The 25931-nt window shown below is 66.8% G+C and carries 19 protein-coding genes; 9 read left to right on the top strand and 10 right to left on the bottom strand.

The window, feature by feature from the left end:
• Positions 1-24: 24 nt before the first annotated feature.
• Positions 25-1278: a pyridoxal phosphate-dependent aminotransferase gene (locus tag FO044_RS01190; protein WP_132992860.1), complete on the bottom strand. Its 1254-nt coding sequence runs from the start codon at positions 1276-1278 to the stop codon at positions 25-27.
• Positions 1279-1335: 57 nt separating this feature from the next.
• Between FO044_RS01190 and FO044_RS01195 the strand changes: the two genes are divergently transcribed.
• On the top strand, positions 1336-2217 hold the full coding sequence (locus FO044_RS01195; protein WP_132992861.1) for an exodeoxyribonuclease III: 882 nt from the start codon (positions 1336-1338) through the stop codon (positions 2215-2217).
• A gap of 277 nt (positions 2218-2494) precedes the next feature.
• On the opposite strand, the gene FO044_RS01200 is transcribed toward FO044_RS01195, so the two are convergent.
• Both FO044_RS01200 and FO044_RS01205 read right to left on the bottom strand, forming a co-directional pair.
• Positions 2495-6184, bottom strand: a complete 3690-nt coding sequence (locus FO044_RS01200) for a heterodisulfide reductase-related iron-sulfur binding cluster (RefSeq protein ID WP_132992862.1) — start codon at positions 6182-6184, stop codon at positions 2495-2497.
• 409 nt (positions 6185-6593) lie between these two features.
• A complete protein-coding gene (locus FO044_RS01205) occupies positions 6594-7985 on the bottom strand; it encodes a WS/DGAT/MGAT family O-acyltransferase (protein WP_132993420.1) in 1392 nt (463 codons plus the stop codon).
• A 143-nt stretch (positions 7986-8128) separates the two neighbouring features.
• Between FO044_RS01205 and FO044_RS01210 the strand changes: the two genes are divergently transcribed.
• Complete coding sequence (locus FO044_RS01210) at positions 8129-8743, top strand: SanA/YdcF family protein (protein WP_132992863.1); 615 nt, start codon at positions 8129-8131, stop codon at positions 8741-8743.
• A 25-nt stretch (positions 8744-8768) separates the two neighbouring features.
• On the opposite strand, the gene FO044_RS01215 is transcribed toward FO044_RS01210, so the two are convergent.
• Both FO044_RS01215 and FO044_RS01220 read right to left on the bottom strand, forming a co-directional pair.
• The gene (locus FO044_RS01215; protein WP_235831393.1) at positions 8769-10058 is read right to left on the bottom strand and encodes an acyltransferase; all 1290 of its coding nucleotides are present in this window, start codon (positions 10056-10058) and stop codon (positions 8769-8771) included.
• Positions 10059-10106: 48 nt separating this feature from the next.
• The gene (locus FO044_RS01220) at positions 10107-12260 is read right to left on the bottom strand and encodes an acyltransferase family protein (RefSeq protein ID WP_235831394.1); all 2154 of its coding nucleotides are present in this window, start codon (positions 12258-12260) and stop codon (positions 10107-10109) included.
• Between the two features lie 243 nt (positions 12261-12503).
• Between FO044_RS01220 and FO044_RS01225 the strand changes: the two genes are divergently transcribed.
• Both FO044_RS01225 and FO044_RS01230 read left to right on the top strand, forming a co-directional pair.
• Positions 12504-13628: an NDMA-dependent alcohol dehydrogenase gene (locus FO044_RS01225; RefSeq protein ID WP_132992865.1), complete on the top strand. Its 1125-nt coding sequence runs from the start codon at positions 12504-12506 to the stop codon at positions 13626-13628.
• Between the two features lie 161 nt (positions 13629-13789).
• A complete protein-coding gene (locus tag FO044_RS01230; RefSeq protein ID WP_132992866.1) occupies positions 13790-14335 on the top strand; it encodes a hypothetical protein in 546 nt (181 codons plus the stop codon).
• Positions 14336-14566: 231 nt separating this feature from the next.
• Here FO044_RS01230 and FO044_RS01235 read toward each other — a convergent pair whose 3' ends face one another.
• From FO044_RS01235 to FO044_RS01250, 4 genes are all read right to left on the bottom strand, one after another.
• On the bottom strand, positions 14567-16225 hold the full coding sequence (locus FO044_RS01235; RefSeq protein WP_165943072.1) for a DUF2339 domain-containing protein: 1659 nt from the start codon (positions 16223-16225) through the stop codon (positions 14567-14569).
• A gap of 175 nt (positions 16226-16400) precedes the next feature.
• Positions 16401-17027 carry a response regulator gene (locus FO044_RS01240; RefSeq protein ID WP_235831465.1) on the bottom strand — a complete coding sequence of 209 codons (627 nt, stop codon included), beginning with the start codon at positions 17025-17027 and terminating at the stop codon, positions 16401-16403.
• 14 nt (positions 17028-17041) lie between these two features.
• On the bottom strand, positions 17042-18205 hold the full coding sequence (macS, locus tag FO044_RS01245; RefSeq protein ID WP_132992869.1) for a MacS family sensor histidine kinase: 1164 nt from the start codon (positions 18203-18205) through the stop codon (positions 17042-17044).
• Positions 18206-18298: 93 nt separating this feature from the next.
• On the bottom strand, positions 18299-19246 hold the full coding sequence (locus FO044_RS01250) for an acyl-ACP desaturase (protein WP_132992870.1): 948 nt from the start codon (positions 19244-19246) through the stop codon (positions 18299-18301).
• A 338-nt stretch (positions 19247-19584) separates the two neighbouring features.
• Here FO044_RS01250 and dnaK point away from each other — a divergent pair, with 338 nt between their 5' ends.
• The 4 genes from dnaK to FO044_RS01270 all read left to right on the top strand — a co-directional run bounded on the left by dnaK (position 19585) and on the right by FO044_RS01270 (position 23767).
• Complete coding sequence (dnaK, locus tag FO044_RS01255; protein WP_132992871.1) at positions 19585-21423, top strand: molecular chaperone DnaK; 1839 nt, start codon at positions 19585-19587, stop codon at positions 21421-21423.
• Entirely contained in the window at positions 21420-22037 is a 618-nt protein-coding gene (grpE, locus tag FO044_RS01260) for a nucleotide exchange factor GrpE (RefSeq protein ID WP_132992872.1), read from the top strand. Before dnaK ends, grpE begins: the two co-directional genes overlap by 4 nt.
• A gap of 122 nt (positions 22038-22159) precedes the next feature.
• On the top strand, positions 22160-23356 hold the full coding sequence (gene dnaJ / locus FO044_RS01265) for a molecular chaperone DnaJ (protein WP_132992873.1): 1197 nt from the start codon (positions 22160-22162) through the stop codon (positions 23354-23356).
• 6 nt (positions 23357-23362) lie between these two features.
• Positions 23363-23767 (top strand): heat shock protein transcriptional repressor HspR, encoded by a 405-nt coding sequence (locus tag FO044_RS01270; protein WP_132992874.1) that lies wholly within the window; start codon positions 23363-23365, stop codon positions 23765-23767.
• 45 nt (positions 23768-23812) lie between these two features.
• Here FO044_RS01270 and FO044_RS01275 read toward each other — a convergent pair whose 3' ends face one another.
• Positions 23813-24967 carry an FAD-binding oxidoreductase gene (locus FO044_RS01275; RefSeq protein ID WP_132992875.1) on the bottom strand — a complete coding sequence of 385 codons (1155 nt, stop codon included), beginning with the start codon at positions 24965-24967 and terminating at the stop codon, positions 23813-23815.
• Between the two features lie 165 nt (positions 24968-25132).
• On the opposite strand from FO044_RS01275, the gene FO044_RS01280 reads away from it, so the two are divergent.
• The gene (locus tag FO044_RS01280) at positions 25133-25816 is read left to right on the top strand and encodes a nitroreductase family protein (protein ID WP_132992876.1); all 684 of its coding nucleotides are present in this window, start codon (positions 25133-25135) and stop codon (positions 25814-25816) included.
• Positions 25817-25931 lie beyond the last annotated feature (115 nt).

The raw sequence follows: 25931 nt of genomic DNA on the forward strand, positions 1-25931 counted from the left end.
AGTTAGCAGGCGTGTTTTGCCAGTTCACTGGCGATATGACGCGAGGAAGTTGCCGATCCTGTCGATCGCTTCGGTCAGGTCTCGTGAGTACGGCAGCGTGACGATACGGAAGTGATGGTTGTCCGCCATGTTGAAGCCCGAGCCCTGTACGACGAGGATCTTCTCCTCCAGGAGGAGGTCCTGAACGAACTGCTCGTCGTTGTGGATCTCGTGTACTTCCGGATCGAGGCGCGGGAACGCGTACAGCGCGCCCATTGGCTTCACACAACTCACGCCCGGGATCTCGTTGAGCTTGTCCCAGGTGACGTTGCGCTGCTCCAGCAGACGTCCGCCGGGCTGGACGAGTGCATCGATGCTCTGATACCCGCCGAGGGCCACCTGGATCGCGTGCTGGGCCGGCACATTGGCGCACAAACGCGTCGACGCCAGGACGTTCATGCCTTCGATGAAGCCCTTCGCATGATCCTTGGGGCCGGTCATCACCACCCAGCCTGCGCGGTAGCCGCACACGCGGTACGCCTTCGACAGGCCGTTGAACGTGAAGACCAGTAGGTCCGGAGCAAGCGACGCGACGTTCACATGCTCGGCGTCGTCGTACAGGATCTTGTCGTAGATCTCGTCGGCGAGAACCAGCAGTGAGTGCTTGCGGGCCAATTCGGTCAACTGCTCGAGGACCTCACGGGAGTACACCGCACCCGTGGGGTTGTTCGGGTTGATCACGACGATCGCCTTGGTGCGCTCGGTGATCTTCGACTCGATGTCCTCGACGTTCGGGTTCCAGCCGTTGTCCTCGTCGCATTTGTAATGCACCGGAGTGCCACCCGCCAGCGACGTCATAGCCGTCCAGAGAGGGTAATCCGGAGCCGGGATGAGTACCTCGTCGCCGGTGTTCAGCAGCGCCTGCATCGTCATGGTGATCAACTCGGAGACACCGTTGCCCAACAGGACGTCGTTGACGTCGAAGTAGGGGAAGTCCGGCAGCATCTCGTACCGGGTCACCACTGCGCGCCGCGCCGACAGGACGCCCGCCGACTCGGAGTAGCCCTGCGAATACGGGAGAGCGTGGATCATGTCGCGCAGGATCACGTCCGGCGCTTCGAATCCGAAGAGCGCCGGGTTGCCGATGTTCAGCTTGAGGATCCGGTGGCCGTCGGCCTCGAGTCGCGCCGCGTGTTCGTGCACCGGACCGCGGATCTCGTAGCAGACGTCCTGCAACTTGTCCGACTGGTCGAGAAGCTTGAGATTCTGGTTCTGGTGTGACACGTAAGGGCGGCTCATGCGTTCATTCTGTCAGCAGAAGGCAACTGAATAGAATTCGCAAGGCATTCTGGGCGAGTGACTTCACAACACTTCACCGTCGCTTCGTTCAACGTCAACGGGATCCGCGCATCGCGGCGTCGGGGATTCGACGACTGGCTCGACTCCCGCGCGCCGGACGTGGTGGGACTGCAGGAGTTGCGGTGCCCGCAGTCGGAGGTCGGATCGTTTCCCGGTTACGCGGCGTCGGTCGACGTCGGATCGATCCCCGGACGCAACGGCGTGGGGCTGCTGACCCGAGTCGAACCCGAGGCTGCGCGGTCCTGGGTGACTCATCCGCCCACCGCGAGGGGGATCGGCGCGTACGCCACGCACGGCCGCTACCTGGAGGTGGACCTCGCCGACCGGCCGCTCACCGTCGCGTGCCTGTACCTGCCGAAGGGCGGACTGCCGGCACGGCTGCAGAAGGTCGGCTCCGGTGGCATGCGGGCCGAAGACGACGGCGGCGCCAAGTACGAACGGAAGATGGCGTTCCTCGCCGGCTTCGCGCGAGAACTCGACCGTAACCGGTTGGCCGCCAAACGAGCAGGGCGCGAGTTCCTGCTCGTCGGGGACCTGAATGTGGCGCACACCGAGTGCGACGTCACGAACTGGCGGCCGGCACGCAAGATGGAGGGCTTCCTGCCCGAGGAACGCGAGTGGTTCTCCTCGCTCCTCTCGCCGCGGAGGCTGGTGGACGTGGTCCGCGCACAGCACGGGGAGCGGCCGGGCCCGCTGACCTGGTGGAGCTGGGCCGGCCAGTCCTTTTCGAAGGACGTCGGATGGCGTGTGGATCACCAGCTCGCCACGCCTGGACTCGCGCGGCGTGCACGCGAGTGCTGGGTCGACAAGGAGACATCGCCGGACCGCCGTCTGTCCGATCACGCGCCTTTGCTCGTGCGCTACGGCATGGATGGGTAGCCGAACGCGGCGCGCAGATCTTCGAGTTCCGGTGAGCGCGTGATCAGCGGGCTTCGGTGACGGCTCTACTTCGCCGCGGAGATCCGCGTGTCCCGTCGGTCTGACGCCGACGACATATCTGCGGAGAGTGGCCGGAGGTGACAGCGCCGCCCGGAAGTGCCAGTGCCGCCCGGAAGTGCCAGAGCCGCCCGGAAGTGCCAGCGCCGCCCGGACATGACAGAGGCGCCCGGAAGCGGATGCTCCCGGGCGCCTCTGCGATCGACTCGTGCCTGTTCGGCTACTTCTTTCCGGGCCGCTTCTTGCCTGCCGCGAGCCCGAAGCCCTTCGCCTTGGACGCGCCGGTCTCGGCGATGGTCCGTGCGTCCGGACCCGCCGAGGCAGCGGGCGTCTCGGCGGACTCGGCGTCTGCCGAAGCGGTGTCACCCTCGGTCTCCGCCGGTGCCTCCGTCGGTGCCTCCGACTCCGTCGACGCCTCCGGCTCGGTGGCCTGCTGTTCGCTCGATTCGGCGTCGGCCGACCCGGTATCAGTCGCCTCGGTGGCCGGGTCCGCGGGAGCGTCGTCCTCAGGCGTGGCTGCAGCACCCGCAGCCCCCGCTGAGGTTCCGGCTGCCGCCGCGGGCTTGGCCGCTCCGCCGGGCTTCTTGGCGCCGGGCTTCTTGAGTCCGCCTGCCATGCCGAAGCCCTTGGCCTTGCCCTGCGTCCCCTCGGTCACTGCTGCGTCTTCGGACTGCGGCTCGGCAGTCGTCTCAGACTCGGCAGGTGCCGCGGACTCGGCGGTTGCTTCGGCCTTCGCGGGCTCTGCTGCTCCGGACTCGTCTTCGTCGGACGTCGACGCCGCGCCCGCGGCAGTTGCGGTTCCTGCTGCTGCGGTGCCGGCGGCCGGCTTGGCTCCACCTGGCTTCTTGGCGCCGGGCTTCTTGAGCCCGCCTGCCATGCCGAAGCCCTTGGCCTTGCCCTGCGATCCCTCGGTCACCGCTGCGCCCGCAGACTGCGACTCCGCAGATTCGGCAGGTGCTTCGGCGTTCGGGGATTCCGATGCTGCGGAGTCCTCCTCGTCGGACGTTGACGCCGCGCCTGCGGCCACTGCAGCTCCTGCCGCGCCTGCTGCCGCGGCGGTTCCGGCCGCTGCAGCGCCGCCCGGCTTCTTGGCGCCGGGCTTCTTGAGTCCGCCTGCCATGCCGAAGCCCTTGGCCTTGCCTTCAGTGCCCGAGGTGGTGACCGGAGCAGCGGCAGACTCGCCGGTATCGGCTGTGCTTGCGTCCGCAGAGGCTTCTGCGGGTGCCGCCTCGGCTGCCGGAGCAGCGGCGGGCTTGGCCGCTCCACCTGGCTTCTTGGCGCCGGGCTTCTTCAGTCCGCCTGCCATGCCGAAGCCCTTGGCCTTGCCCTCGGTGCCCGAGGTCGCGGCAGTTTCGGTCGGAGCGCTCTCGGCTGCGGGTGGTGCCTCCTCGGCGGGAGCGGCAGTGCCGCCCGGCTTCGGAGCGCCACCGGGCTTCTTCAGGCCGCCCGGCTTCTTGAGTCCGCCCTTCGGGGCCAGCCCGCCGGCGGCAGGCTTGGCCGCGTCCGACTTCGCCGCCGGCTTCTCGGCCGGCTTGGTCTCGGCCGCCTTGGATTCAGCAGGCTTGGACTTCGTCGCAGCCGCCGCACCCCCGGCCGCCGCAACGGCTGGAGCAGCAGCCGCAGCCGCCGCCGGGATCGGTCCGGAGAACTTGCCGCCGCGCGTCACGTCCTCGCGCCCACGACGGACACCCTCGAGGAGCACCTGTGCGACGTCGACGACCTCGACGTCACCTTCGCTCTCGGTGCCGCTGGTCTGTGCGGTCACACCGTCGGTGAGCATCACGCGGCAGAACGGGCAGCCGGTCGCGATCTTCTTGGTGGCCTTGCCCTTGGGCTTCGATTCCAGCGTGTCGAGTGCTTCGTCGACGCGGTCGATGTTGATGCGCTTGCCGATGTTCTCTTCCATCCACATCCGGGCACCGCCGGCACCACAGCACATGGAGCGTTCACCGTGACGCGGCATCTCGGTGAGCTCGGGGCCCGAGACTCCCAGCAGTTCGCGGGGTGCGTCGTAGACCTTGTTGTGGCGACCCAGGTAGCAGGGATCGTGGTAGGTGATCGACTCGCCCTCGAGCGGCGCGACCGGGACGAGACGCTTCTCGCGGGTCAGGCGATTCAGCAGCTGAGTGTGGTGAACCACCTCGTACGCGCCGCCGACCTGGCGGTACTCGTTGCCGAGCGCGTTGAAGCAGTGGGCACAGGTGACGACGATCTTCTTACGCTGGTTCGGCGCGGTCGCGAACACGTTGTCGAACGTCTCGATGTTCTGCTGCGCCAGCATCTGGAACAGGAACTCGTTGCCCGCGCGGCGAGCCGGATCGCCGGTGCAGGTCTCGCCTTCGCCGAGCACCATGAAGTCCACCGCAGCGATGTCGAGAAGTTCGGCGACGGCCTTCGTGGTCTTCTTCGCGCGATCCTCGTAGGCGCCGGCGCAACCGACCCAGAAGAGGTACTCGTAACCTTCGAACGATTCGACGTCCTGGCCGAAGACCGGGATGTCGAAGTCCATCTCACCGATCCAGGCGGTGCGCTCCGACGAGTTCTGGCCCCACGGGTTGCCCTTGTTCTCGAGCTTCTTGAACATGCCCGCCAGCTCGGTGGGGAAGTCCGACTCGATCAGCACCTGGTAGCGGCGCATGTCGATGAAGTGGTCGACGTGCTCGATGTCGACGGGGCACTGCTCGACGCACGCGCCGCACATCGTGCAGCTCCACAGAGCCTCGGCGTCGATGACGGCGCCCGCCGGGTCCATGCCCTCGGACTCGCCGACGAGCTTGCGCTCGGCCTCAGCGCGCGCTTCTTCCGGGAGAGCGGCGAGCTTGGCTTCGTCGACGTTGCCGTCGGCGTCGACCAGTCCGACCTCGTCGCCGCCCATGTCCTTGCTGCCACCGGCCAGCAGGTACGGGGCCTTGGCGTAACCGTGGTCGCGGAGCGACATGATCATCAGCTTCGGCGACAGCGGTTTACCGGTGTTCCAGGCGGGGCACTGGCTCTGGCAGCGGCCGCACTCGGTGCAGGTGGTGAAGTCGAGCCAGCCCTTCCAGCTGAAGTCCTCGATCTTGCCCGCACCGAACGTGTCGACGTCCGGATCGGCCTCCTCCATGTCGAGGACCTTGCCGTCGCTGAGCATGGGCTTGGCGGCACCCAGCGCGACGCCGCCGTCGGACTCGCGCTTGAAGTAGATGTTGAAGAACGCGGCGAACCGGTGCCATGCGACGCCCCAGTTCAGGTTCATTCCGACCAGGAGCAGGAACAAACTGCCCGACAGGAGTTTGATGATCGCGAAGATCGACACCATCAGCGGGCTCGCCGGGAGCAGCTTGGCGACCTGCATGGTGAAGAAGTCGGAGCCGGCGTTGGCGTGACCGTAGGTGGCGATCTTCCCGGCCTTCACCAGGATCATGCCCAGGCCCTCGACGAAGACGATGGCCTCGATGATGTAGGCCGGCGCGAATCGTGAACCGCTGAAACGTGACAGGCGAGACGCGACGCGCGGGTGGTTGATCTGGCGAATGGCGATCAGGACCAGGATGCCGACGACGGTGCCGATGCCCAGCAGTTCGTCCCACAGGTGCCACCCGAACGTGTCACCGAAGAGCGGCCAGTGGAACTCCGGGTTGATCGACTGCCCGTACGCCTCGAAGAACAGGAGGAAGCCGCCGAGGAAGCCGATCATCACAAGCCAGTGGGCGATGCCGACGGTCCGGAACTTGATCATGCGCGTGTGGGCGATGAACTCCTTGAGCATCGTCACCAGGCGCTTGACCGGCCGTGCGAAACGATTCGAGTCGACCTTCTGACCTTGGAAGATCGTGCGGAGCATCTGCACCACACCGCGTAGGAACGCCCCCCAGCAAGCGAGGCTGATCAACACGGCGATCGTTCCGATCACAACGGTTGTCGTCGTCATGGAAGTACCGGCCTTTCTTCAGGTCGTACCAGACTGAACGCAACGGGCCGATGTTGCGTCGTCGTCGACGTATTATTCCTGGTAACCGTAAATCGTCGCCCCCGGTCAGCGCTCCCAAGGTTTGCCTAACTTCCCAGGTTGCAACGGCCCCAAGTCTGTCCCGAAGTATGTTACTCGCGAGTAACAATGCGGCCAAGCCGCCCTGCCGGTTCGGTGCCTGGCTTGCGGAGCATGCCCGCGATGACTCGCGGCGGCGGATCGGGCCTGATAGATGCAGGCTCACGAGGTGTGCCGCGGAGTGATCGGCTCCGGTGGAGGCAGCCGATCGCATCGTGCCGGGTGGCTGACGTCACGGACCTGCCGCGAGGTCACGAATCGAGAACAGTTCGGGCGGGCATGGCCGAGTGGGTCACGTGACGGGCGGGAGGGCTTCCATCTCAGACAGGGCGGTCTCCAGGTGGTCGAGGATCCGCTGCAGGCTCGGGAGCTGTGCGCGGGCACCGATGATGCCGAAGTTCGCCTTGCCCGCGACCGTGGTGATCGTGATGTTCATCGCCAGGCCCTCTGTCGGGATCGAGACCGGGTAGCAGCCGTCGAGCTTCGCGCCGTTCCAGTACAGCGGCTCCTCGGGACCGGGGACGCTGGAGATGATCAGGTTGAACCCCGTCGGTGTGTACTCGATGAATCCCGGGATGGTGTTGAACGCGATCGGCCAGATCGTCGCTGCACCCAAGGCGAGAGCCTGGATCGGGCGGAGCTGCCGGATCGCGCGCTTGGCGCTCGACGTCGATGCCTTGATCGCCTCGACGCGAGCGGCAGGCGACGCGAGATCGGTCGCCATGCGCACGGACATCGCCGTGACGGCGTTCCCGTCTGAATCACCTTCGCGGTGCAGCGACACCGGCAGCATCGCGATGAGTGAGTCGTCGGGCAGTGCGTCCTGATCGCCTAGGTAGGTGCGCAGCGCGCCGGAGCACATGGCGACCATGACGTCGTTCAGCGTCATGCCCTGCGCCTTGCTGACGGCGCGTAACCGTTCGATCGGCCAATCCTGCGCGGCGAAGCGGCGGGCCGAGCCGATGGAGACATTGAGGGGAGTAGCCGGTGCCTGCTGCATCGGCGCGACGAAGTCACTGTCGGTGAGGCCAGCGGCGGCGATCTTGGCGGCCGCCGGGGCGAGGCCGACGACCTGCTCGGCCAGGTTGGCTACCTGGCCCGCGGTCCCGAGGAGCGACGATACGAGCCCCTTGCCGGGCTTCTTGTCGCCGCGCCGGCGCTTCTTCAACTGCGGGTCCCAGAAGGCGGTTCCGCTGCGGTCGTTCGGGTCGGCCGACAACGAGCGTTGCAGGAGACGCAGCGCGGAGACGCCGTCGACAACCGAGTGGTGCACCTTCGTGTAAATGGCGACGCGGCCGTCAGCGAGACCCTCGATGACGTGGGCCTCCCACATCGGGCGGCGACGATCGAGCAGTGCGCCGTGATTGAGTGAGACGTAACGCAGGAGGTCCTTGATCGCGCCGGGGCGAGGCAGCACGGCATGGCGCAGGTGGTAGTCGAGGTCGATCTCGTCGTCGAACGACCACGCCGCGTACCCGGCGAGCTGCGCCGGGGTGGCCGGCCGTTTCCGGAATGTCTCGTCGAACTCGGTGGTGGCGAGGAGTGTGCTGTAGATCTCGTCGGCGAGGTCCTCGGGGCTCTGCCCCTCGCGTGGGATGAACAGCTGAAGACCGCCGACATGCATCGGCTGGTCACGCGTCTCCGCAGCCAGGAACATCGCCTCGGTGACGGGCATGTACTTCATGTCGTTGGCCTTCCGGCTCGTGTGTGCGCGCACTCCGTGCAGGACACCAATTGTGACACGGTGCACAGCATGCGCCCGATGGGGGATACCCCAGCGATGACGGTTGCCGGCCACCGTGGAGAGCCTGCCGCTAACGTGAGCGGGTGTGCACCCGCCGGCGCTACGGCCTCCTCGTATCTGTTCTGCTCGTCGCCGTCGAATCCGTGGTGGCGGTGACGTCGGCGTGGGTCGCGATCGCATCCCGGGGTCGGGTGGTGGAGCCGGTGCAGATCCCCGTAGACGCCCCGCGCACGCTCATCGTGCTCGGCGCCAAAGTCGAGGACGGCGAAGTCGGCGACTACATCGCGGCCCGGCTCGACGTCGCCGTGGAGCTGTACCGCTCGGGTCGGGTCGAGAAGATCCTCAGCTCCGGAAACGACGCAGACGATGCGGGCAACGAGGTGCGGGTGATGAGGGCCTACCTGGAAGCGCACGGTGTGCCCGCCGAGGCGATCCTCGACGACCCGCTCGGCACCAACACGGCGGCGACCTGCCGCCGGGCCCGGTCGGTGTTCGGAATCCGTTCGGCGCTGATCGTCACCCAGAACTTCCACGTCGGACGCGCCGTCATGCTGTGCGAGGCGCACGGGGTGCAGGCACTCGGCGTGATCGCGCGGTGCGATCACTGCACCAGGTTGAGCATGGTCCGCAATCACCTCCGTGAATCGCTCGGGTCCCGGCCTCGCGCGGTTCTCGAGGTCCTGCGCACCTCCCGCTGAGGTCCGTGGGGGCCGCGCAGGCGGCTCAGATGGTCCAGCGGAACGGCAGTCGCGGGCGGCCGGTCAGATACAACGATCCGGGCAGCCTGCGCAGCACCTCGACGGCCGCCAGCGATCCGGCTACCGTCGCCGCGTAGACGAGCGCCGTCCCCAGTGGCTGCGGAACGTGGTGGAGGATCGACGGCACCCCGTCGGTCTTCGGGTACTGCAACCAGAACAGCACCATGATGTGGACGAGGAAGACCGGGAACGAGCGGTTCGCCGCGTACGCCACGAACGAGGCGAAGCGCGACGTCGCGGCCCGCCGGAACGTGGACCAGTGCAGCGCCATCGCGTACATCGAGACGACGGCGACGAGGATGAAGGGCAGGGTGGTCAGCTCGAACGCGCTCTGCGGATCGTTGACGGGGGAGCCGTTGAAGTTCACCCGGTGCAGGTAGGCGCCGACGGCGAAGGCGCCGGTCGCGACCAAGGCGACGGCCAGCGGCGCGCTCCGGCCGCGGAGGTGCTGGGCGATCAGCTCACGATGGTCCGCCGCGATGGCACCTGCGACGATGACGAGCTGGTAGGGCACGAACGTCGCGTACAGGTGGAGCCACGCATAATCCCACGATGCGGGCTCCGGCCAGTACGACATCAGCGACACGATGATCACCTGCAGTCCCAGACAGGTGCCGAGGACCACGGCGTGGTGACCGCGGGTGCGGATGACGAGCGCGCGCAGCAACGGGAACAGGATGTACACCTGCAGCATCACGAACAGGAAGTACAGGTGGTACGCGGCCGTGCCGAAGGAGATCTGGCCGGCGAGTTCGTCGAGGCTGGTCGGAATCTCGGCGCCGCGCCCCAACGACCACATGCCGAGGACCATCCAGTAGACCGTCGACCAGATCAGGTACGGAACGATCACGAGTTTGATCCGGCGCCGCCAGAAGGTCGCGGCACCGAAATCGGCGCGGTCGATGTTCTGGTACATCAGCACGAACCCGGTGAGGGCGAAGAAGATGTTCCGCGTCGCATGGAACGCGATCGCGGTCGCGTTCACTCCCTGACTGCCGAACTCGTCGGTCGTGGTGGTCAGCACGTGCACGAAGATGACGAGCGCGAACGTGGTGGCCCGGATCAGGTCGACGTGGTGGAGGTACGGCTTCTTCGGTGCTGCGGTCTGCGGCGCCGTCACCTCGTGCGACTGCGTCATCACCGGCGGCGGCGTCGCCGTCTGCGGACCCGGGCCGCCTAGGTGGAGATCGACGACCGGCCCGGTCGCCGACCGCTCGGGAGCGTCGACGGTGCTGCGGTCTGCGGTGACGGACATCGGTGGAACCTCGGGGGCTTTCGTCAGGGCGGCGGAGGACGGTCAGCCCTACGGCTGCCACCATTGCGTCGCCCGGCCGATGTCCGCATCGAGGTACGGCACCAGGCTGCGCATGAACGCCGTCGTCACGTGGTGCGAGTCGTGCCAGACGAGGATGTTGCCGACCACCGCGGGACAGTACCCATCCCGGCAGAAGCCCTTCGTGTAGTCCAGGAAGGTGATGTTCGGGAAGTCCCCGGCGACGGCGTCCGCCGGATTGACCGGATCGAGCGAGCGGTTCATCGGGACTCCGCACACCCCGGGGCTCTTGCCGCGTGCGAGGCAGTCGCGGGGCGCTTCGGCGTTCCACGTCCACGGGGTGTCGCGGACCGCGAGCACCTTCTGTCCGCGATCCCGGAACATCTCGAAGTAGTCGATGTACCCCTGCGGAGTCACGTCACCGGGGCCGGCCGAGTCAGGGCGGGTCGCCGTGGTGAACACGTAGTCGGGCTTGTCCTGAGCGAGCTGGTCGACGACCCGCTCCGACCAGTCCTCGCATTCGGTGAGGGTCTTACCCTGGAACTTGACGAACGCCTCGGTGCTGAGAGCGCAACCTGCCTTCATATAGGTGGTGACCCGGAACCCCCGCTTCTTGCCGAGGACGTCCATCGCGGTCATCCAGTGTTCGGAATGCGAGCCGCCGACGACGGCGATGGTCCGCGTGGCGCTCGCGTCGCCGTAGACGCCCACCTTGATCGACGGGTCACCGAAGTTGGAGAAGTGGGGCAGATGATTGAGCGGCCAGTCCTCGCCGGCGGCCTCCGGGTTCGGAACGGGCGGGATGGCCGGTGCCGGTGCGTTGTCGATGAACGCCCTGGCTCCCGGATACTCGCGAGGATCCAGGTTGGTGGTGTCGACGTACTGCTGGTCGGCGCGGTACTGCCAGTAGCCGCCGCTGCCGAGCGCGAACGCCGACACGATGACGACGACGATCGCGATGATGCTCCGGTAGCGTGCCGAGAATCCCTCGCCGCGACCGGCGCGCAGCGGCGCCTCGAACCACTTGGTGGCGGCCCAGGCGATGATCACGGAGATGATCAGGATGGCGGTGCCCTCGATGAACGACACGTCGTTCTTCGAACGCCAGGCCATGTAGAAGATCAGGAACGGCCAGTGCCACAGGTAGAGGGCGTACGCGATGGACCCGAGCCATACGATCCACGGATGGGCGAGCATGCGTCCCACAAGCGAGAGGTCGTTGCCGGGGACGGGGCGGGGCGCGGTGACCGATGATCCGACCCAGATGAGCAGCAGCGTGGAACCTGCCGGTACCAGTGCGAGCAGACCCGGGTACTGCTCGACACCGGCGATCCAGATGCCCGAGGTGGCGATCAGCGCGACGGCCACCGCACTGAGCGCCGCCCGCAGCCAGTTCGCCAGCCGCACGCGCGGCATCCAGATGGCGAGCAGACCGCCGGCCAGCGGCTCCCACAGCCGCGCGACGGTGTCGTAGTAGTTGAACGGCTGGTTGATGCCGTGGCGGTAGTTGGCCCAGGCGAACGATGCGAGGGCGATCGCGAGCAGGGAGAAGCCGACGATCGCCGTGACGACCTTCGGAGTCGACACCGCAGGCCAGCGTCGGCCTGCGAGTTTGAGGAGTCCGCCGAGCGCGAGTGCGCAGAGCATGGTGATCACGAAGAACTGGCCCTGCATCGCCATCGACCACAGATGCTGCATCGGGCTGACGGCGGAGTCGGCCGCGCCGTAATCCTGAGAGGCGAAGCCCAGGTGATAGTTCTGATAATAGAGAGCCGACGCGATGAGTTCCTTGCCGAGCGGGCCCCATCGCGTGGATGGCATGAGTTGCCAGGTGAGCAGCGCGATGACGGCGAGGATCAGGAACAGCGCAGGAATCAGGCGGCGCAGCAGCCGACTCAGGCGCGGCCACGGATTGATCGTCACCGACCACGAGACGTCGGCGGACTGCGACCGGACGACGTGCTTGAGAAGCGATGCGACGAAGAAGTAGCCGGACAGGGTGAGGAAGACGTCCACGCCGCCGGACACGCGCCCGAACCAGACGTGGAAGATCGCGACCAGGAAGATCGCGATTCCGCGGAGGCCGTCGAGGTCGAGCCGGTAGCCCGAGTTGTAGCCCGCGGCCGCGTCCTCGTTGGGAGTACCCCGCGGCTTCGAGTGTCGGGCCTTTCCACCTCTGGTCACAGCCGGGATGGTACGTCGTTCGACCGGCACTTTTCCATTTGAGGTGTGCGTGTCGGTTCGGGGGAGCAGGGTGCTTTCGCAGGTGGGCCGATTCGTGCGAAGCGGTACGTTCGTCCGACCCCGCGGGCAGTATGAGGTGACGGTCACACTCATGATGCCAGGCGGGCGGGACCGGCGATCAGCTCGTCGCACCAGTCGGTGTCGCGGCGCGAATGACAGTCCTGGTGAGAACACGAGGTCGACATGAAGACGAAAGCCGCAGTCCTCCACGGCGTCAACGAGGAGTGGCAGATCGAGGAGGTCGAGCTGGGAGACCCGATCGCGGGCGAGGTGCAGGTGCGTCTCGCGAGCTCGGGCCTCTGCCACTCGGATCACCATCTGCGCACCGGTCAGTCGCCGGTGCCGATGCCGGTCGTCGGCGGACACGAAGGCGCGGGCACCGTCGTCAAGGTGGGGTCGGGTGTCACCCGGTTCGCCGAGGGCGACCACGTGGTGACCGCCTTCATCCCTGCCTGCGGTGTGTGCGAGCCGTGCTCTCGGGGCGCCCAGAACATCTGCGATGAGGGTGCGGGTCTGCTGACCGGTCTGTCGATCTCCGACAAGACGCATCGGGTGACGCGCGACGGCGAGGGGCTGACACAGATGTGCCTGCTCGGCACATTCTCGCCGTACATCACCGTCAACGAGGCGTCGCTCGTGAAGATCGAGGACGACATTCCGCTCAAGGAGGCGGCGCTGCTCGGATGCGGCATCGCGACCGGCTGGGGCTCGGCCACCGAGATCGGCGGCACGCGACCGGGCGACACCGTGGTCGTCGTCGGGATCGGCGGCGTCGGGATCAATACGATTCAGGGGGCGAAGGTTGCGGGCGCACGGCACGTGGTGGCCGTCGACCCGGTGAAGTTCAAGCGCGACATGGCCGAGAAGCTCGGGGCCACCCACACCTTCGAATCGATGGACGAGGCGACGCCGGTTCTCGGCGAGATCAGCTGGGGGAAGATGGCGAACACGGTGGTGCTGACGGTGGGCGAGATGAAGGGGGAGTACATCGCCCCCGCGCTGGCGATGACCGCGAAGGGCGGGCAGGTGGTGGTCGTCGGCATGGGTGACGCCCGGGCGATGGACGCGTCGATGAACATCTTCGAGCTGACGCTCCTGCAGAAACGGGTGCAGGGAGCGATCTTCGGTGGCGCGGGTCCACGAACGCAGATACCGAAGCTGCTCAACGAGTACCGGTCGGGGCAGCTCAATCTGACGGACCTGGTGACGCAGACGTACCGCCTCGAGGAGATCAACAAGGCGTACGACGACATGCTGGCGGGTAACAACATTCGTGGATTGATCGTGTTCGACGAATCGGACTGGTGAGCTCTCGGACCATCGCACGAGGGTGGTCGGGCGGCGGTTCACTGCTGCTCCGGCCACCAGGCCGGTTCGGCTGTGGGACGGCCGGTCGCATTGTGGGTTAGCGTCACTTCCGACAGTCACCCCGGAGCCGGGGATGATCACGCGCACGGGAGGGACCACTCATGAACCAGCCGCAGCAACCGAACAGCCAGTCTGCGCCGAACCAGCCTGCACCGGGCCAGCCTGCGCCCGTCCAGCCTGCAGGTGCGCAGGGCCGTGTCGGTGGGACGGCCGAGGCCGAGAACGAGTACAGCGGCTTCTCCATCGGCGCGGTCGTCGCGATCGTGGGCGCTGTGCTGACGCTCATCGCCTATCCGCTCGAATGGTTCGTCGTCGAGGCGGATGAGGGTGCCACCATCAACGGCCTCGGTCAGACCACCAGCACCTCCACCTACGAGGTTGTCTTCGAAGGCAGCAAACTGCATTGGCTGGCAGGTGCCGCGGCGATCGGCATGATCATCGCAGCCCTCGCGCGACTGATCGGCAAGTTCGACGCGAAGTGGGAGAAGCTGCCGATCATCTTCGGCGGTCTCGCCATCGTCAGCGCTGTCTTGAGCATCGCGACGATCGGTGACGGTTTCAAGGCGGGCATCGGCCTCTACCTGGTTGTCGTGGGCGCGGTGATCACGCTCGCGGGCGGCCTCGTCATGTCGCTGATGAAGAAGTAGTCCCTCGCGCACGAACGACGGCGTAGGCGCGAATGGTCGACCGAGTCGTTGTCCGGAGGTCAGTGGCGTGAGCACGTAAAAGTGGTACCTGTGCGGGGCGGCGTTGCTCTATTGGGCGATGCCGACCGTCAGCGGTGCATCTAAAACGTGCCAGCGTCGATATCAGTGGACGCATACGCGGCAATGCGGGCCGAGTCCATCTGGACTCGGCCCGCATTCGTGTTGTGTCGGTCAGGGTTGGACGACCGGCTGCGATTCGTCCGAGCCCAGCTTCTGCGCGTACGAGACGCCGAGCGCCAGGAGGAGCAGGCCGACGCCGATGAAGGCGATGACGCGGAACACGCCGTCGAGTGCGGCGAGGTCGAACAGGAACAGTTTGCCGATCGCGGCCGCCATGACGGAGAGACCCGCACCGAGCACGATCGTGCGGTCGGTTCCTTTCAGGGTGCGTGCCCAGAGGAGCGCGGCCGTCGCGCAGATGCCCCAGATGACGGTCGCTGCGGCATGGCCTGCCCGGAAGGCGGCTTCGGCGTCGGAGACGATGACGTGTGCGGCGCTCAGGCAGGTCGTGGTGGTGAGCCACAGTCCGATGAGCGCACCCGCGACGCTTAGATGCAGTGCGATCTCCCGGTTCTCGGTGGCCCACGACCAGGTGAGCAAGGCCGTGGCGATGAGACCGAGGAGACCGCCGATCAGCAGCGACGCGGAGTCGGAGTGCCCCGAGGGGTCGGCGATGAAGACCTGCCGAACTGCGCCGTAGCCGTTGAGCATCAGGATTCCGAGAGCGGAGAAGACTGTCGCGGTGATGCGGACGGGCATCTGCAGGTCACGGGCGAAATACGACGCTGCCGCCAGGAGTGTGCCCGCGGTGATGATCGTCGACGGCTGGTACGTGTCGTCGGTCAGATAGCCCGCCGCGATCAAGAGCTGTGCGGCGGTCCCGATGAACCACATGATGCGAGCGTCGACGTCCACCCGGCCGTAGGTGCCGAATGCTGCGGCGGCGAACAGTGCCGCGCCCAGCGCCAGGTTTCCTGCGGCGATGACACCGTTGTCGTGCACCGCGAACATCATCGGCAGGGCCGCCGCAGTCGAGATCAGGGCGACGATCGACGGGCAGCTGCTGGTGTTCACGAGGAGGATCGACGATCCGAGGATGACGACCAGAGCGGTGATCGCGATAACGGTCTCGATCCAGGGCTCGCTGTACATCGCTCCGTAGATCACGGCGGGAATGACGACCGCCGCAGTGTTCACGGCGTACAGGGCGAACCAGTTGCGCCCCACTTGGATCCAGAGGGTGGTCGCCGCGTAGACGAGCACGAATCCGACCAGGGTGACGGTGACGCCTGCGGTCACGAAGGGCGCCAGGAGGAGTACCGGTATCGAGACCATCAGTCCCATCGCCTGGCTGTTCCAGACGTGCGCGACGCCGAGACCGACGCCTGCGATCGCGCCGGCCGCAGCCAGCGCCGCCACCGGTGGCAGCCACTCGTAGAAGGTGCTCATGGCGAGGACGTCGAACAGCAGCCCCGCGATGCCGGTGGCGACCAGTCCGGCGGCGCCGGGACGTTTGGCGGGGTTCCGGCCGATGTGGATTCCGAGTCCGGCGAGGACGGCCGCGAGGAGCCCGCCGCCCGCGGTCCGGATCTCGGGGCGGAGCAGTCCTGCCTGGGCGGCGAGGATCAGCAGCATGACGATGCCGGCGAGCGTGATGGCCACGCCGACGCCGGCGAGGACCTTCCCGATCAGACCCGATTCGGCGGCCTTGGCCAGCCGCTGAGAGAAGGTCGGGCCCGTTGGATGAGGGGCTTCGGTGAGGTACGGATCAGCGGTCGTCTGATAGTGGATGAACGGCTGCCGATGCGGATCCGCCGATCCGGATGTCATCGACGAGTCCGATCGCTCAGACGTGGGCGGTGGAGTACCCGGCGCAGGAGCCGGGCCTGATGGGTGCGGGTGCGGTTGGTTCTCGTTCATGCTTCTCAGCTTCGCGTTCGGCGCCGCCGGAAACATGCGTGGAACTACGCAGCAGGCATGAGGACTTGCGCGTGCGGAATGAGTCTCACTCGGCGTCGAGCCCGTGTTCGATGGCGTATCGCGCCAGTTCGACGCGGTTTCCGAGCTGAAGCTTCCGCAGAGAGGCACCCACGTGATTCTCGACAGTCCGCGGACTGATCTGCAGGCGCGTCGCGATCTGTCTCGACGACATGCCCTTCGCCACGTGTCGGAGCACCTCGGTCTCCCGGTCGGTGAGCACCGGTGCGTCCGGTTCGGGCGACTGCGACATGCGCCGGTACTCGCCGAGAACCAGTCCGGCGAGCCCGGGAGTGAACACCGGCTGACCGTCTGCGGTGGATCGCACGGCTTCGATCAACTCGGACTGCTGTGCGCTCTTCACCAGATAGCCGGTGGCGCCCGCTTTGATGGCGTCCAGGACGTCGTCGCGCTCGTCCGACGCCGACAGGACCAGTACCCGGGCGGCCGGGTGCGCGGCGAGAACGCGTGCGGTCGCGTCGGCACCGCTGCCGTCGGGTAGATGCATGTCCATGAGCACCACGTCTGGACGCGCGGCTCCCGCGCGAGCGGCGGCCGAGGCCACGGTGTCCGCGGTGGCGACGACGTCGAACCCCTGGTCGGTGAGGTCCCGTGCGACGCCTTCCCGCCACATCGGATGGTCGTCGACCACCATGATTCGCAGCTCGTTCACGGGGTGCCCTTCCGGTCGTCTTTCGGCGCGGTCAGTTCCCATTCTGTCCCGGCTCCCGGTGCGGATTCCAGGCGTGCAGTGCCGCCGACCGACTCGATGCGCCCGATCACCGATCGCGCGATGCCCATCCGCCCTTCGGCTTCGGCCGCGGCGAGACGGCCCTCCGGGATTCCCGCACCGTCGTCGCGGACGCTGATGATCACCTCGCCGCCGAGGTCCTCGAGCAGAAGGAACGCCTTGGCACCGGGGCCCGCGTGATGGTCGACGTTGTCGAGAACGTTGTCGACTGCCGCGAGCAGCTCGTCGGCGACCCGGAGGTCGACCGTCACCGGATCGGCAGGCGCGCTGATCTGCGCGCGATGACCGACGCTCGAGCGCAGGGCCGATGACAGATCGCGGGCCGACGGCGTGAGTGCCCCGTCGGAAGCGGTATCGGCGGCGATGAGCTCGCGCAGCCGGCGCTCCTGCTCGGCGGCCAACTCCGCGAGTTCCGCTGTCGGACCACCGATCTCGCGGCCGCGGCGGGTCATCAGCGCCAGTACCTGCAGCACTCCGTCGTGCACCTCGCGGGAAAGTCGCTCGCGCTCCTCGGACCGGGCTGCGACGGCGGTCGCGGCGACGAGCTCGTGGTGGACGGTGCGGGCACGCGAGGCGGCCATGCCGACGGCGGCGGCCGCCGACACCAGCAGAATCGTGGTGGCGTTACGGCCGAAGTTCAGCGAGATGTCGCCCTTGACGAAATAGTTGGCGCACGCGATAGCGAGCGCTCCCGTCGCACCCCACAGACTTCCGCCGATGATCGCCGTCGACAGGGCCGCATTGGTCATCCACAGCGTGGTGGGCCACGTCTGGTTGTGGCTGATCCACGACGTGTCGGTGACCAGCGAGGTCGACAGCATCATCGCCGCCGACACGATCACCTCGACCGTCACGAACCAGCGGCGTCGGCCGAATCCGACCAGGTAGCCGATCGCCCACCAGAGGTTGAAGGCGGTCAGGACCCCGAACAGGCCCCACGTGAGGCCGGGCTCGGCGAGGTCGCCGTTGATGGCGATCTGGAAGCCGAACGCGTAGACGAAGGAGAGGAGCCGGAAGATCTGGGCGGCCCGCCACAGCGGTCCGACCGGATCGCGGTCCTCGATCTCACGCCAGGTCTGCATGCTTGGACGGTAGTACGTGAGACAGCGGAAGTAGGTGCGACAGACGAAGCGGGCAGCTCTCAGTGGAGAGCTGCCCGCTTCGGATGGTCTGCGTCAGGCGCCGACGCTCTCGCGCTTCTTCGCCTCGCGGGCGAGGAAACGATCGCGCTGCTCCTCGAAGCGGCGCGCTTCGCCTTCCGTCTTCTCCAGCCAGGCGGCGAGTTCCTCGCGGGCCGCCTCGCCACGACCGGTGAAGTCGTTGCGCTCGAAGACGCTCCACTTGCGCAGGACCGGCCACACGACGTCGTCGAGGTGCTGACGGATGTCGTACACGCCGTGCTTGGCCATCATCAGGCTCATGCGGCGGAAGTTCGGCATGCCGATACCGGGCATGTCGAAGTTGGTGATCACGCCGGTGATCGCCTCCATCGCCTGGTCCGGTGCCAGATCGAGAGCTGCCGCGCAGAGGTTCCGGTAGAAGATCATGTGCAGGTTCTCGTCGGCCGCGATGCGCTGCAGCATCTTGTCGGCGACGGGATCGTTGCAGGCCTTGCCGGTGTTGCGGTGGCTCACACGGGTGCCGAGCTCTTGGACGGCCACGTACGCGACGCCGCGCAGCAGGCCGTTCAGATCGTCGGAGTGCGCCCCCTTGGTCATGTTCGCCATGCGGTCGTTCTCGAGTGCGACCGGGTCGACTCCGCGGGTCACGACGAGGTAGTCGCGCATCACGATGCCGTGGCGGTTCTCCTCAGCGGTCCAGCGGCCGACCCAGGTGCCCCACGCGCCGTCCGGCGAGAAGTACTCGGTGATCTCCCGGTGGTACGAGGGCAGGTTGTCCTCGGTCAGCAGGTTGAGCGTCATGGCGGCCTTGGCGACCTCGCTCAACTGCGACTGCTCCGGATCCCAGTCCTCGCCGCCCATGGCAGCGAAGTTGCGTGCCTCGTCCCACGGGACGTAATCGTGCGGGTGCCAGTCCCGGGCCAGGGACAGGTGGCGGTTCAGTTCTTTTTCTGCGACAGGCTCCAGCTCCGTGAGCAGCTGGACTTGACTCAAATCTGGCACGGGCTGGTGCCTCCCCAGTCTTGTCGATTCGTATGTGATTCACCGCACAGTATGACACATCCTGTGTGCCGTGGGGGTAGTGAGCGTACCGGCACGCAGGTGATGATCATCACTGCAGACGTGAGTGAATGCGGCTCATATCGGGGAATGAACCTGGGTACGGAGCCGTTGGACTCTTCGACGGACCTGAGTGTATCGGACTCAAGAAAATTGACGGCTCGAGAATGAGCCGGTAGACATGAGCCGAAGGCGCTGAGGTTTCGGTGAAAACGACCTACAGGCCCAACGGCCAGCAAACCCCAGGCTTCACACAAGCCGCCCAACAAGGAGGAACGCACATGTCCCGTGCTGTCGGAATCGACCTCGGCACCACCAACTCCGTGGTGTCCGTTCTCGAAGGCGGCGAGCCCACCGTCATCGCGAACGCTGAAGGCTCCCGCACCACCCCGTCGATCGTCGCGTTCGCGCGCAACGGCGAGGTTCTCGTCGGTCAGTCCGCCAAGAACCAGGCGGTCACCAACGTCGACCGCACCATTCGCTCGGTCAAGCGCCACATCGGCGAGGGCGACTGGAACGTCGAGATCGACGACAAGAAGTACACCCCGCAGGAGATCAGCGCGCGCACGCTCATGAAGCTCAAGCGCGACGCCGAGTCGTACCTCGGTGAGGACGTCACCGACGCGGTCATCACCGTGCCCGCGTACTTCAACGACTCGCAGCGTCAGGCCACCAAGGAATCCGGCCAGATCGCCGGCCTCAACGTCCTCCGCATCGTGAACGAGCCCACCGCGGCCGCTCTGGCCTACGGCCTGGACAAGGGTGAGAAGGAACAGACCATCCTGGTCTTCGACCTCGGTGGCGGCACGTTCGACGTCTCGCTCCTGGAGATCGGCGACGGTGTCGTCGAGGTCCGCGCCACTTCGGGCGACAACGTCCTCGGTGGTGACGACTGGGACGAGCGCATCGTCGAGTGGCTGGTCGACAAGTTCAAGGCCAGCTCGGGCATCGACCTGACCAAGGACAAGATGGCGATGCAGCGTCTGCGCGAGGCTGCCGAGAAGGCGAAGATCGAACTGTCTTCGTCGCAGAGTACCTCGATCAACCTGCCGTACATCACGGTGGACTCCGAGAAGAATCCGCTGTTCCTCGACGAGCAGCTCTCGCGCAGCGAGTTCCAGAAGATCACCTCTGATCTCCTCGAGCGCACCCGCAAGCCCTTCCAGGCGGTCATCAAGGACGCGGGCATCCCGGTCGGCGACATCGACCACGTGGTCCTCGTCGGCGGTTCCACCCGTATGCCGGCCGTCACGGACCTGGTCAAGGAGCTGACCGGCGGTCAGGACCCGAACAAGGGCGTGAACCCGGACGAGGTCGTCGCCGTCGGCGCCGCACTGCAGGCCGGCGTTCTCCGCGGCGAGGTCAAGGACGTGCTGCTGCTGGACGTGACTCCGCTGAGCCTCGGTATCGAGACCAAGGGCGGTGTCATGCACAAGCTCATCGAGCGCAACACCACCATCCCGACCAAGCGCTCGGAGACCTACACGACGGCCGACGACAATCAGCCGTCCGTGCAGATCCAGGTGTATCAGGGTGAGCGCGAGATCGCGTCGCACAACAAGCTGCTCGGTTCGTTCGAGCTCGGCGGCATCGCACCGGCTCCGCAGGGTGTCCCGCAGATCGAGGTGACGTTCGACATCGACGCCAACGGCATCGTGCACGTCACTGCGAAGGACAAGGGCACCGGCAAGGAGAACAGCATCCGCATCCAGGACGGTTCGGGTCTGTCGAAGGACGAGATCGACCGCATGGTGAAGGACGCCGAGGCCCACGCCGAGGAGGACCGCACTCGCCGCGAGGAGGCCGAGACCCGCAACCAGGCGGAGTCGTTGGTCAACCAGACCGAGAAGTTCCTCAAGGAGAACGAGGACAAGGTCCCCGAAGACGTCAAGGAGAAGGTGAACGCTGCGATCACCGACGCCAACGAGTCGCTGAAGGGCACCGACTCGGCGGCCATCCGCACCGCGATCGAGAAGCTGTCGGAGGAGTCGCAGGCCATGGGCCAGGCGATCTACGCCAACGCGTCGGCCGAGGGCGAAGGCACCGACGGTGCCGCCGAGGGTGACGACGTCGTGGACGCCGAGGTCGTGGACGACCCGGAGGAGGGTGACAAGAAGTGACCTTCCCCGATGCCGGAGCTCCGGGACCGGAAGAGGAAGTCGTGATCGACGACCCGCGTGGCACCGACCCCGAGTCGGGGGAGGTGCCCGCGGGCGCCGACGCGGCCGCCGATCCGGACACCGCAGCACAGGCCGACAGTTCGACGCAGGCCGATGAGGTGCAGACAGATCCAGCGCAGGCCGGGGATGCCGGTGCGCCCGCCGACACGCAGGTGACCGAGCTGACCGAGGCACTGCAGCGGGAGCGCGCACAGTTCGCGAACTTCCGTCGCCGCAGTGCGGAGGAGCAGTTGCAGGGCGTCGCCCGCGGCAAGCAGGTCGTCATCGAGAAGCTGCTGCCGATCCTCGACGACCTCGAGCGCGCTCGCGAGCACGGAGACCTCGATGAGGGGCCTTTCCGTGCGTTCGCGGACAAGCTCACCACGGTTCTCGACGGTGAGAAGCTGGTGAAGTTCGCGGAGCCGGGTGATGTCTTCGACCCGGAGATCCACGAGGCGATCCAGAACGACGGCAGTGGTGACGAACCGGTCGTCAACCTGGTCTACCGTGCCGGATACCGGCTCGGCGACAAGGTGATCCGTACCGCGATGGTCACGGTGACCGATCCCGCTTAGGTCACTGAGTCCCGCAGCGGCCGGGCCGTTGATTCGGCCCGGCCGCCGCGTCGGACACCTGGTTCCGCCCGTTACGGGCGATGATTGCTACGACAACAGACTTTTTCAGGAGGTGACGTCTGATGGCTCCCCAGCGTGAATGGGTGGATCGCGATTTCTACGCAGACCTCGGCGTTTCTTCCGACGCCACCGCGGATCAGATCAAGAAGGCCTACCGGAAGCTCGCCCGCGAGCTGCACCCCGACGCCAATCCTGGCGATACGGCGGCCGAGGAGCGCTTCAAGCGAGTGTCGGAAGCCCACAGCGTGCTCGCAGACGATGCGAAGCGCAAAGAGTACGACGAGATGCGCAAGCTCATGGCCAGCGGCCGGTTCCGTGGTGGCGCGCCCGGTGGCGGCGGGTTCTCCGGTGGCGGGAGCCCCGGTGGATTCGGTGGTGCCCCAGGCGCGGGCGGATTCGACATCGGCGACCTGTTCGGCGACGGCGGTGCCGACGTCGGCGACATCTTCGGCGGCCTATTCGGCGGCGGAGGTCGCAGCCGGGGCGGCGCCGCATCGAGTCCGCGCCAGCGCCGCGGCAACGATCTGGAAACGGAGACGACGCTCGCGTTCCGCGATGCGGTGAAGGGCACGACCGTCCAGTTGCGGGTCACCAGCCCGTCGCCGTGCACCACGTGTCACGGCAGCGGCGCGAAGCCCGGCACGAGTCCGCGGACCTGCTCGACATGCCGGGGCTCCGGGTTCGTCAGCCGCAACCAGGGGCACTTCGGATTCTCCGAGCCCTGCTCGGACTGTCAGGGCACCGGCACCAAGATCGACGACCCGTGCTCGGACTGCTCGGGTTCGGGGATCACGGTGCGTCCGCGCACCATCAACGTCCGCGTTCCGCAGGGCGTCGAAGACGGGCAGCGGATACGGCTGGCAGGCCAGGGGGAGGCCGGTCGTCGCGGAGCACCGTCGGGTGACCTGTACGTGACGGTGCACGTCAATGCCGACAGGGTGTTCACGCGGATCGGCAACGATCTCAAGGTGGAGCTGCCGGTCAGCATCGCCGAACTGGTACTCGGCGCGACGGTGTCGGTCCCGACCCTGGACAGCTCCGTCGGCGTCAAGATTCCGGCGGGGACGTCGGACGGACGCACCTTGCGACTCAAGGGGCGAGGCGTCCCGAAGCGCTCCGGCGGTGCGGGCGATCTGCTGGTGACCGTCAAGGTCGCCGTGCCCGCGAAGCTGGACGACGCAGCCCTGGACGCGATGAGATCGTATGCAGCGGCTGAACGATCCAGCGGGTTCGACCCGCGTGATGGATGGGCACGGTGATGAGCGATGGCTACGGAGAAGCGGCGCGACGACACAGGTGACACGGCCACCTTCCTGATCTCGGTGGCCGCTGAACTCGCGGGCATGCATGCGCAGACGCTGCGCACGTACGACCGTCTCGGCCTGGTCACGCCGCAGCGCACGAGTGGCGGCGGTCGGCGCTACTCGTCGCGTGACGTGGAGCTGCTCCGCGAAGTGCAGCGCCTCTCGCAGGACGAGGGCGTGAATTTGGCGGGCGTGAAACGGATCATCGAACTCACCGACCAGGTGGATGCGCTGCGCGCTCGTGTCACCGAACTCACGCGTGACCTGGAAGAGGTGCACCGCCACGGCCGGCCGGGCGCCGAGCTGGTGCCGGTGCCCCGCTCGAGTGCGCTCGTCGTCTGGCAGCCGCGCAAGCGCAAGCGCTGATCGGCGGCCACGGGTCGTCACCGGCTCGCCGGCGCCGGTGACACCTCAGTTCAACGGATCGTGCGAGATGTTCTCGGCATCGACTCCGGCCTTGCGGAGTTCCCACTGCGTGTGGAAGACCATCGAGGGCGGACCGGACAGCAGAACCTGGCGATCGGACCAGTCCTGATACGCGGCGGCGACGTCGCCGACCCTTCCGTGCCGGATCTCCAGACCCCATTGGTGCGGGTCTGCCGAGCCCTGAATCCACCAGGGGTCCTCGGTGGTCTCGGCGACCCCGGTCACGCGCAGCCACGGATTGGTGCGGGCCAGTTGCTGGAGGACGCCCAACTCGTAGAGCTCGCCGGGGTGCCGGGTTCCGTAGAACAGGTGGGTCGGTGGGCAGTCGGTGCGCTGCGCCATGTCGAGCAGGATGGCGCGCAGCGGGGAGAGCCCTGAGCCGCCCGCGACCATCAGCACCGGTTTTCCCGGTACCACCTGCATCAGGCCGTGCTGCTGGCCGAATGTCCACACGTCACCGGGTTGGGTCTCGCGAACGATCGACCCGCTGATCTGACCGCCCGGTAGCGCGTGCACGTGGAATTCGATCTCGCCCTGTGCGTTCGGCGGGGTGGCCGGTGACAGGTTCCGCCAGTGCTGCGGCCACTGGGGGATCTGCACCTCCAGATACTGCCCGGCGGTGAAACGTGCGGCGGTACCGTCGGCCACCACGCGCACGACTGCCCGTTCCCGGTTGATGGTGAACTTCTGGACCACGCGGGCGTGCCATACGGCGGGGCCGTCCGCGCTGTCGGCCGCGCCGCGCATGACGCCGGTCATCAGCATCATCGCGTGCGAGACCGTCTCGTGCGACTGCACGGTCCAACGCTCACCGAGCATGCGGGCGAACTCCGTCATCAGCGCGTCGTACATGAGCCAGTAGTGGTCGCTCTGCACGCCGTACTTGCGATGGTCGCGGCCCAACTGGGCGAGGAACTCGATGAGTTCCTCGTGGCCGTCCTCTGCGCCGATGCCTTCGAGTACGTGGTCGAGAACCTGCACGAACGTGTGCCGGAGGCCTCGCATCTCGACCGGGAACAGGTCTCGCAGCGCGGGGGTCGTCCCGAAGAGTCGGTTGAACAGGCTCACTGCGAACCCGTCGGGGTCGGCGGCGATCTTCTCGCGGAGCACTGTCAACACGGGTTGCTGTGAGTGCGTCACCGACGTAAGCCTCCTGTGATTCGGGGGAAGGGATCTCTTGTTTCCGAGAGTAGCGGCAGCAGGGCACTCGGGCGTGAGCCGACGCGGCTATCTGGTCCAGCGACGACGCCGATCGGGCGATCCCGGTCCCGTCTCAGGTGTTGCCCGCGCCGATATCATCAGAAGATGACCTCTGTAGACCGCTTCGACTCCGACGACTTCAACCGGACACAGGCCGACGCGCTGCTGTCGACGACCCGGTCGGTGCGCAAACGGCTCGACCTGACACGCGACGTCCCCGACGACGTCCTGCTCGAATGCCTGCAGCTCGCAGTGCAGGCGCCGACCGGATCGAACAATCAGGGCTGGCGGTGGTTGGTGGTTCGCGACTCCGCCACCAAGGAGCGTCTTGCCGAGATCTATCGCAAGGCAGGCGGCGAGTACCTCGCGGCGGGCGTCGCGAACGCTGAGACCGGATCGCAGTCGGGCCGGGTGGCGACGTCGGCCCACTACCTCGCCGATCATCTCGGAGAGGTCCCGGTGATCGTCATCCCGATGATCGTCGGCCGTCTCGACCAGTTGAGCGATGCGCCGAACACGGCTGCCGCTGCTGGTTTGATGGGATCGATCCTGCCCGCCACGTGGAGCTTGCAGCTCGCGTTGCGCAGCCGTGGGCTCGGCAGTTGCTTCACAACCCTCCACCTCAACGCGGAGGCTGAGGCAGCCGAACTGCTCGGCATCCCATCGCACATGACGCAGGCCGGTCTGATCCCGGTCGCATACACGACGGGAACCTCGTTCCGCTCTGCCCAGCGTCCGCCGGTAGAGCAGATCACGTACCTCGATCAATACAAGAACCCGATTCGCTGACGACTTCCGGCCGGTGAACGTCATCGACGCGGCCCAACGTCGTACAGACGAAATTCCCGTATCGGAGAGTGCCGCAGCATGGCTCCTCGGGATGTGCAGATGTGGCACTCTGAGT

This window comes from Gordonia zhaorongruii (assembly GCF_007559005.1).
Taxonomy (GTDB): Bacteria; Actinomycetota; Actinomycetes; order Mycobacteriales; family Mycobacteriaceae; genus Gordonia; species Gordonia zhaorongruii.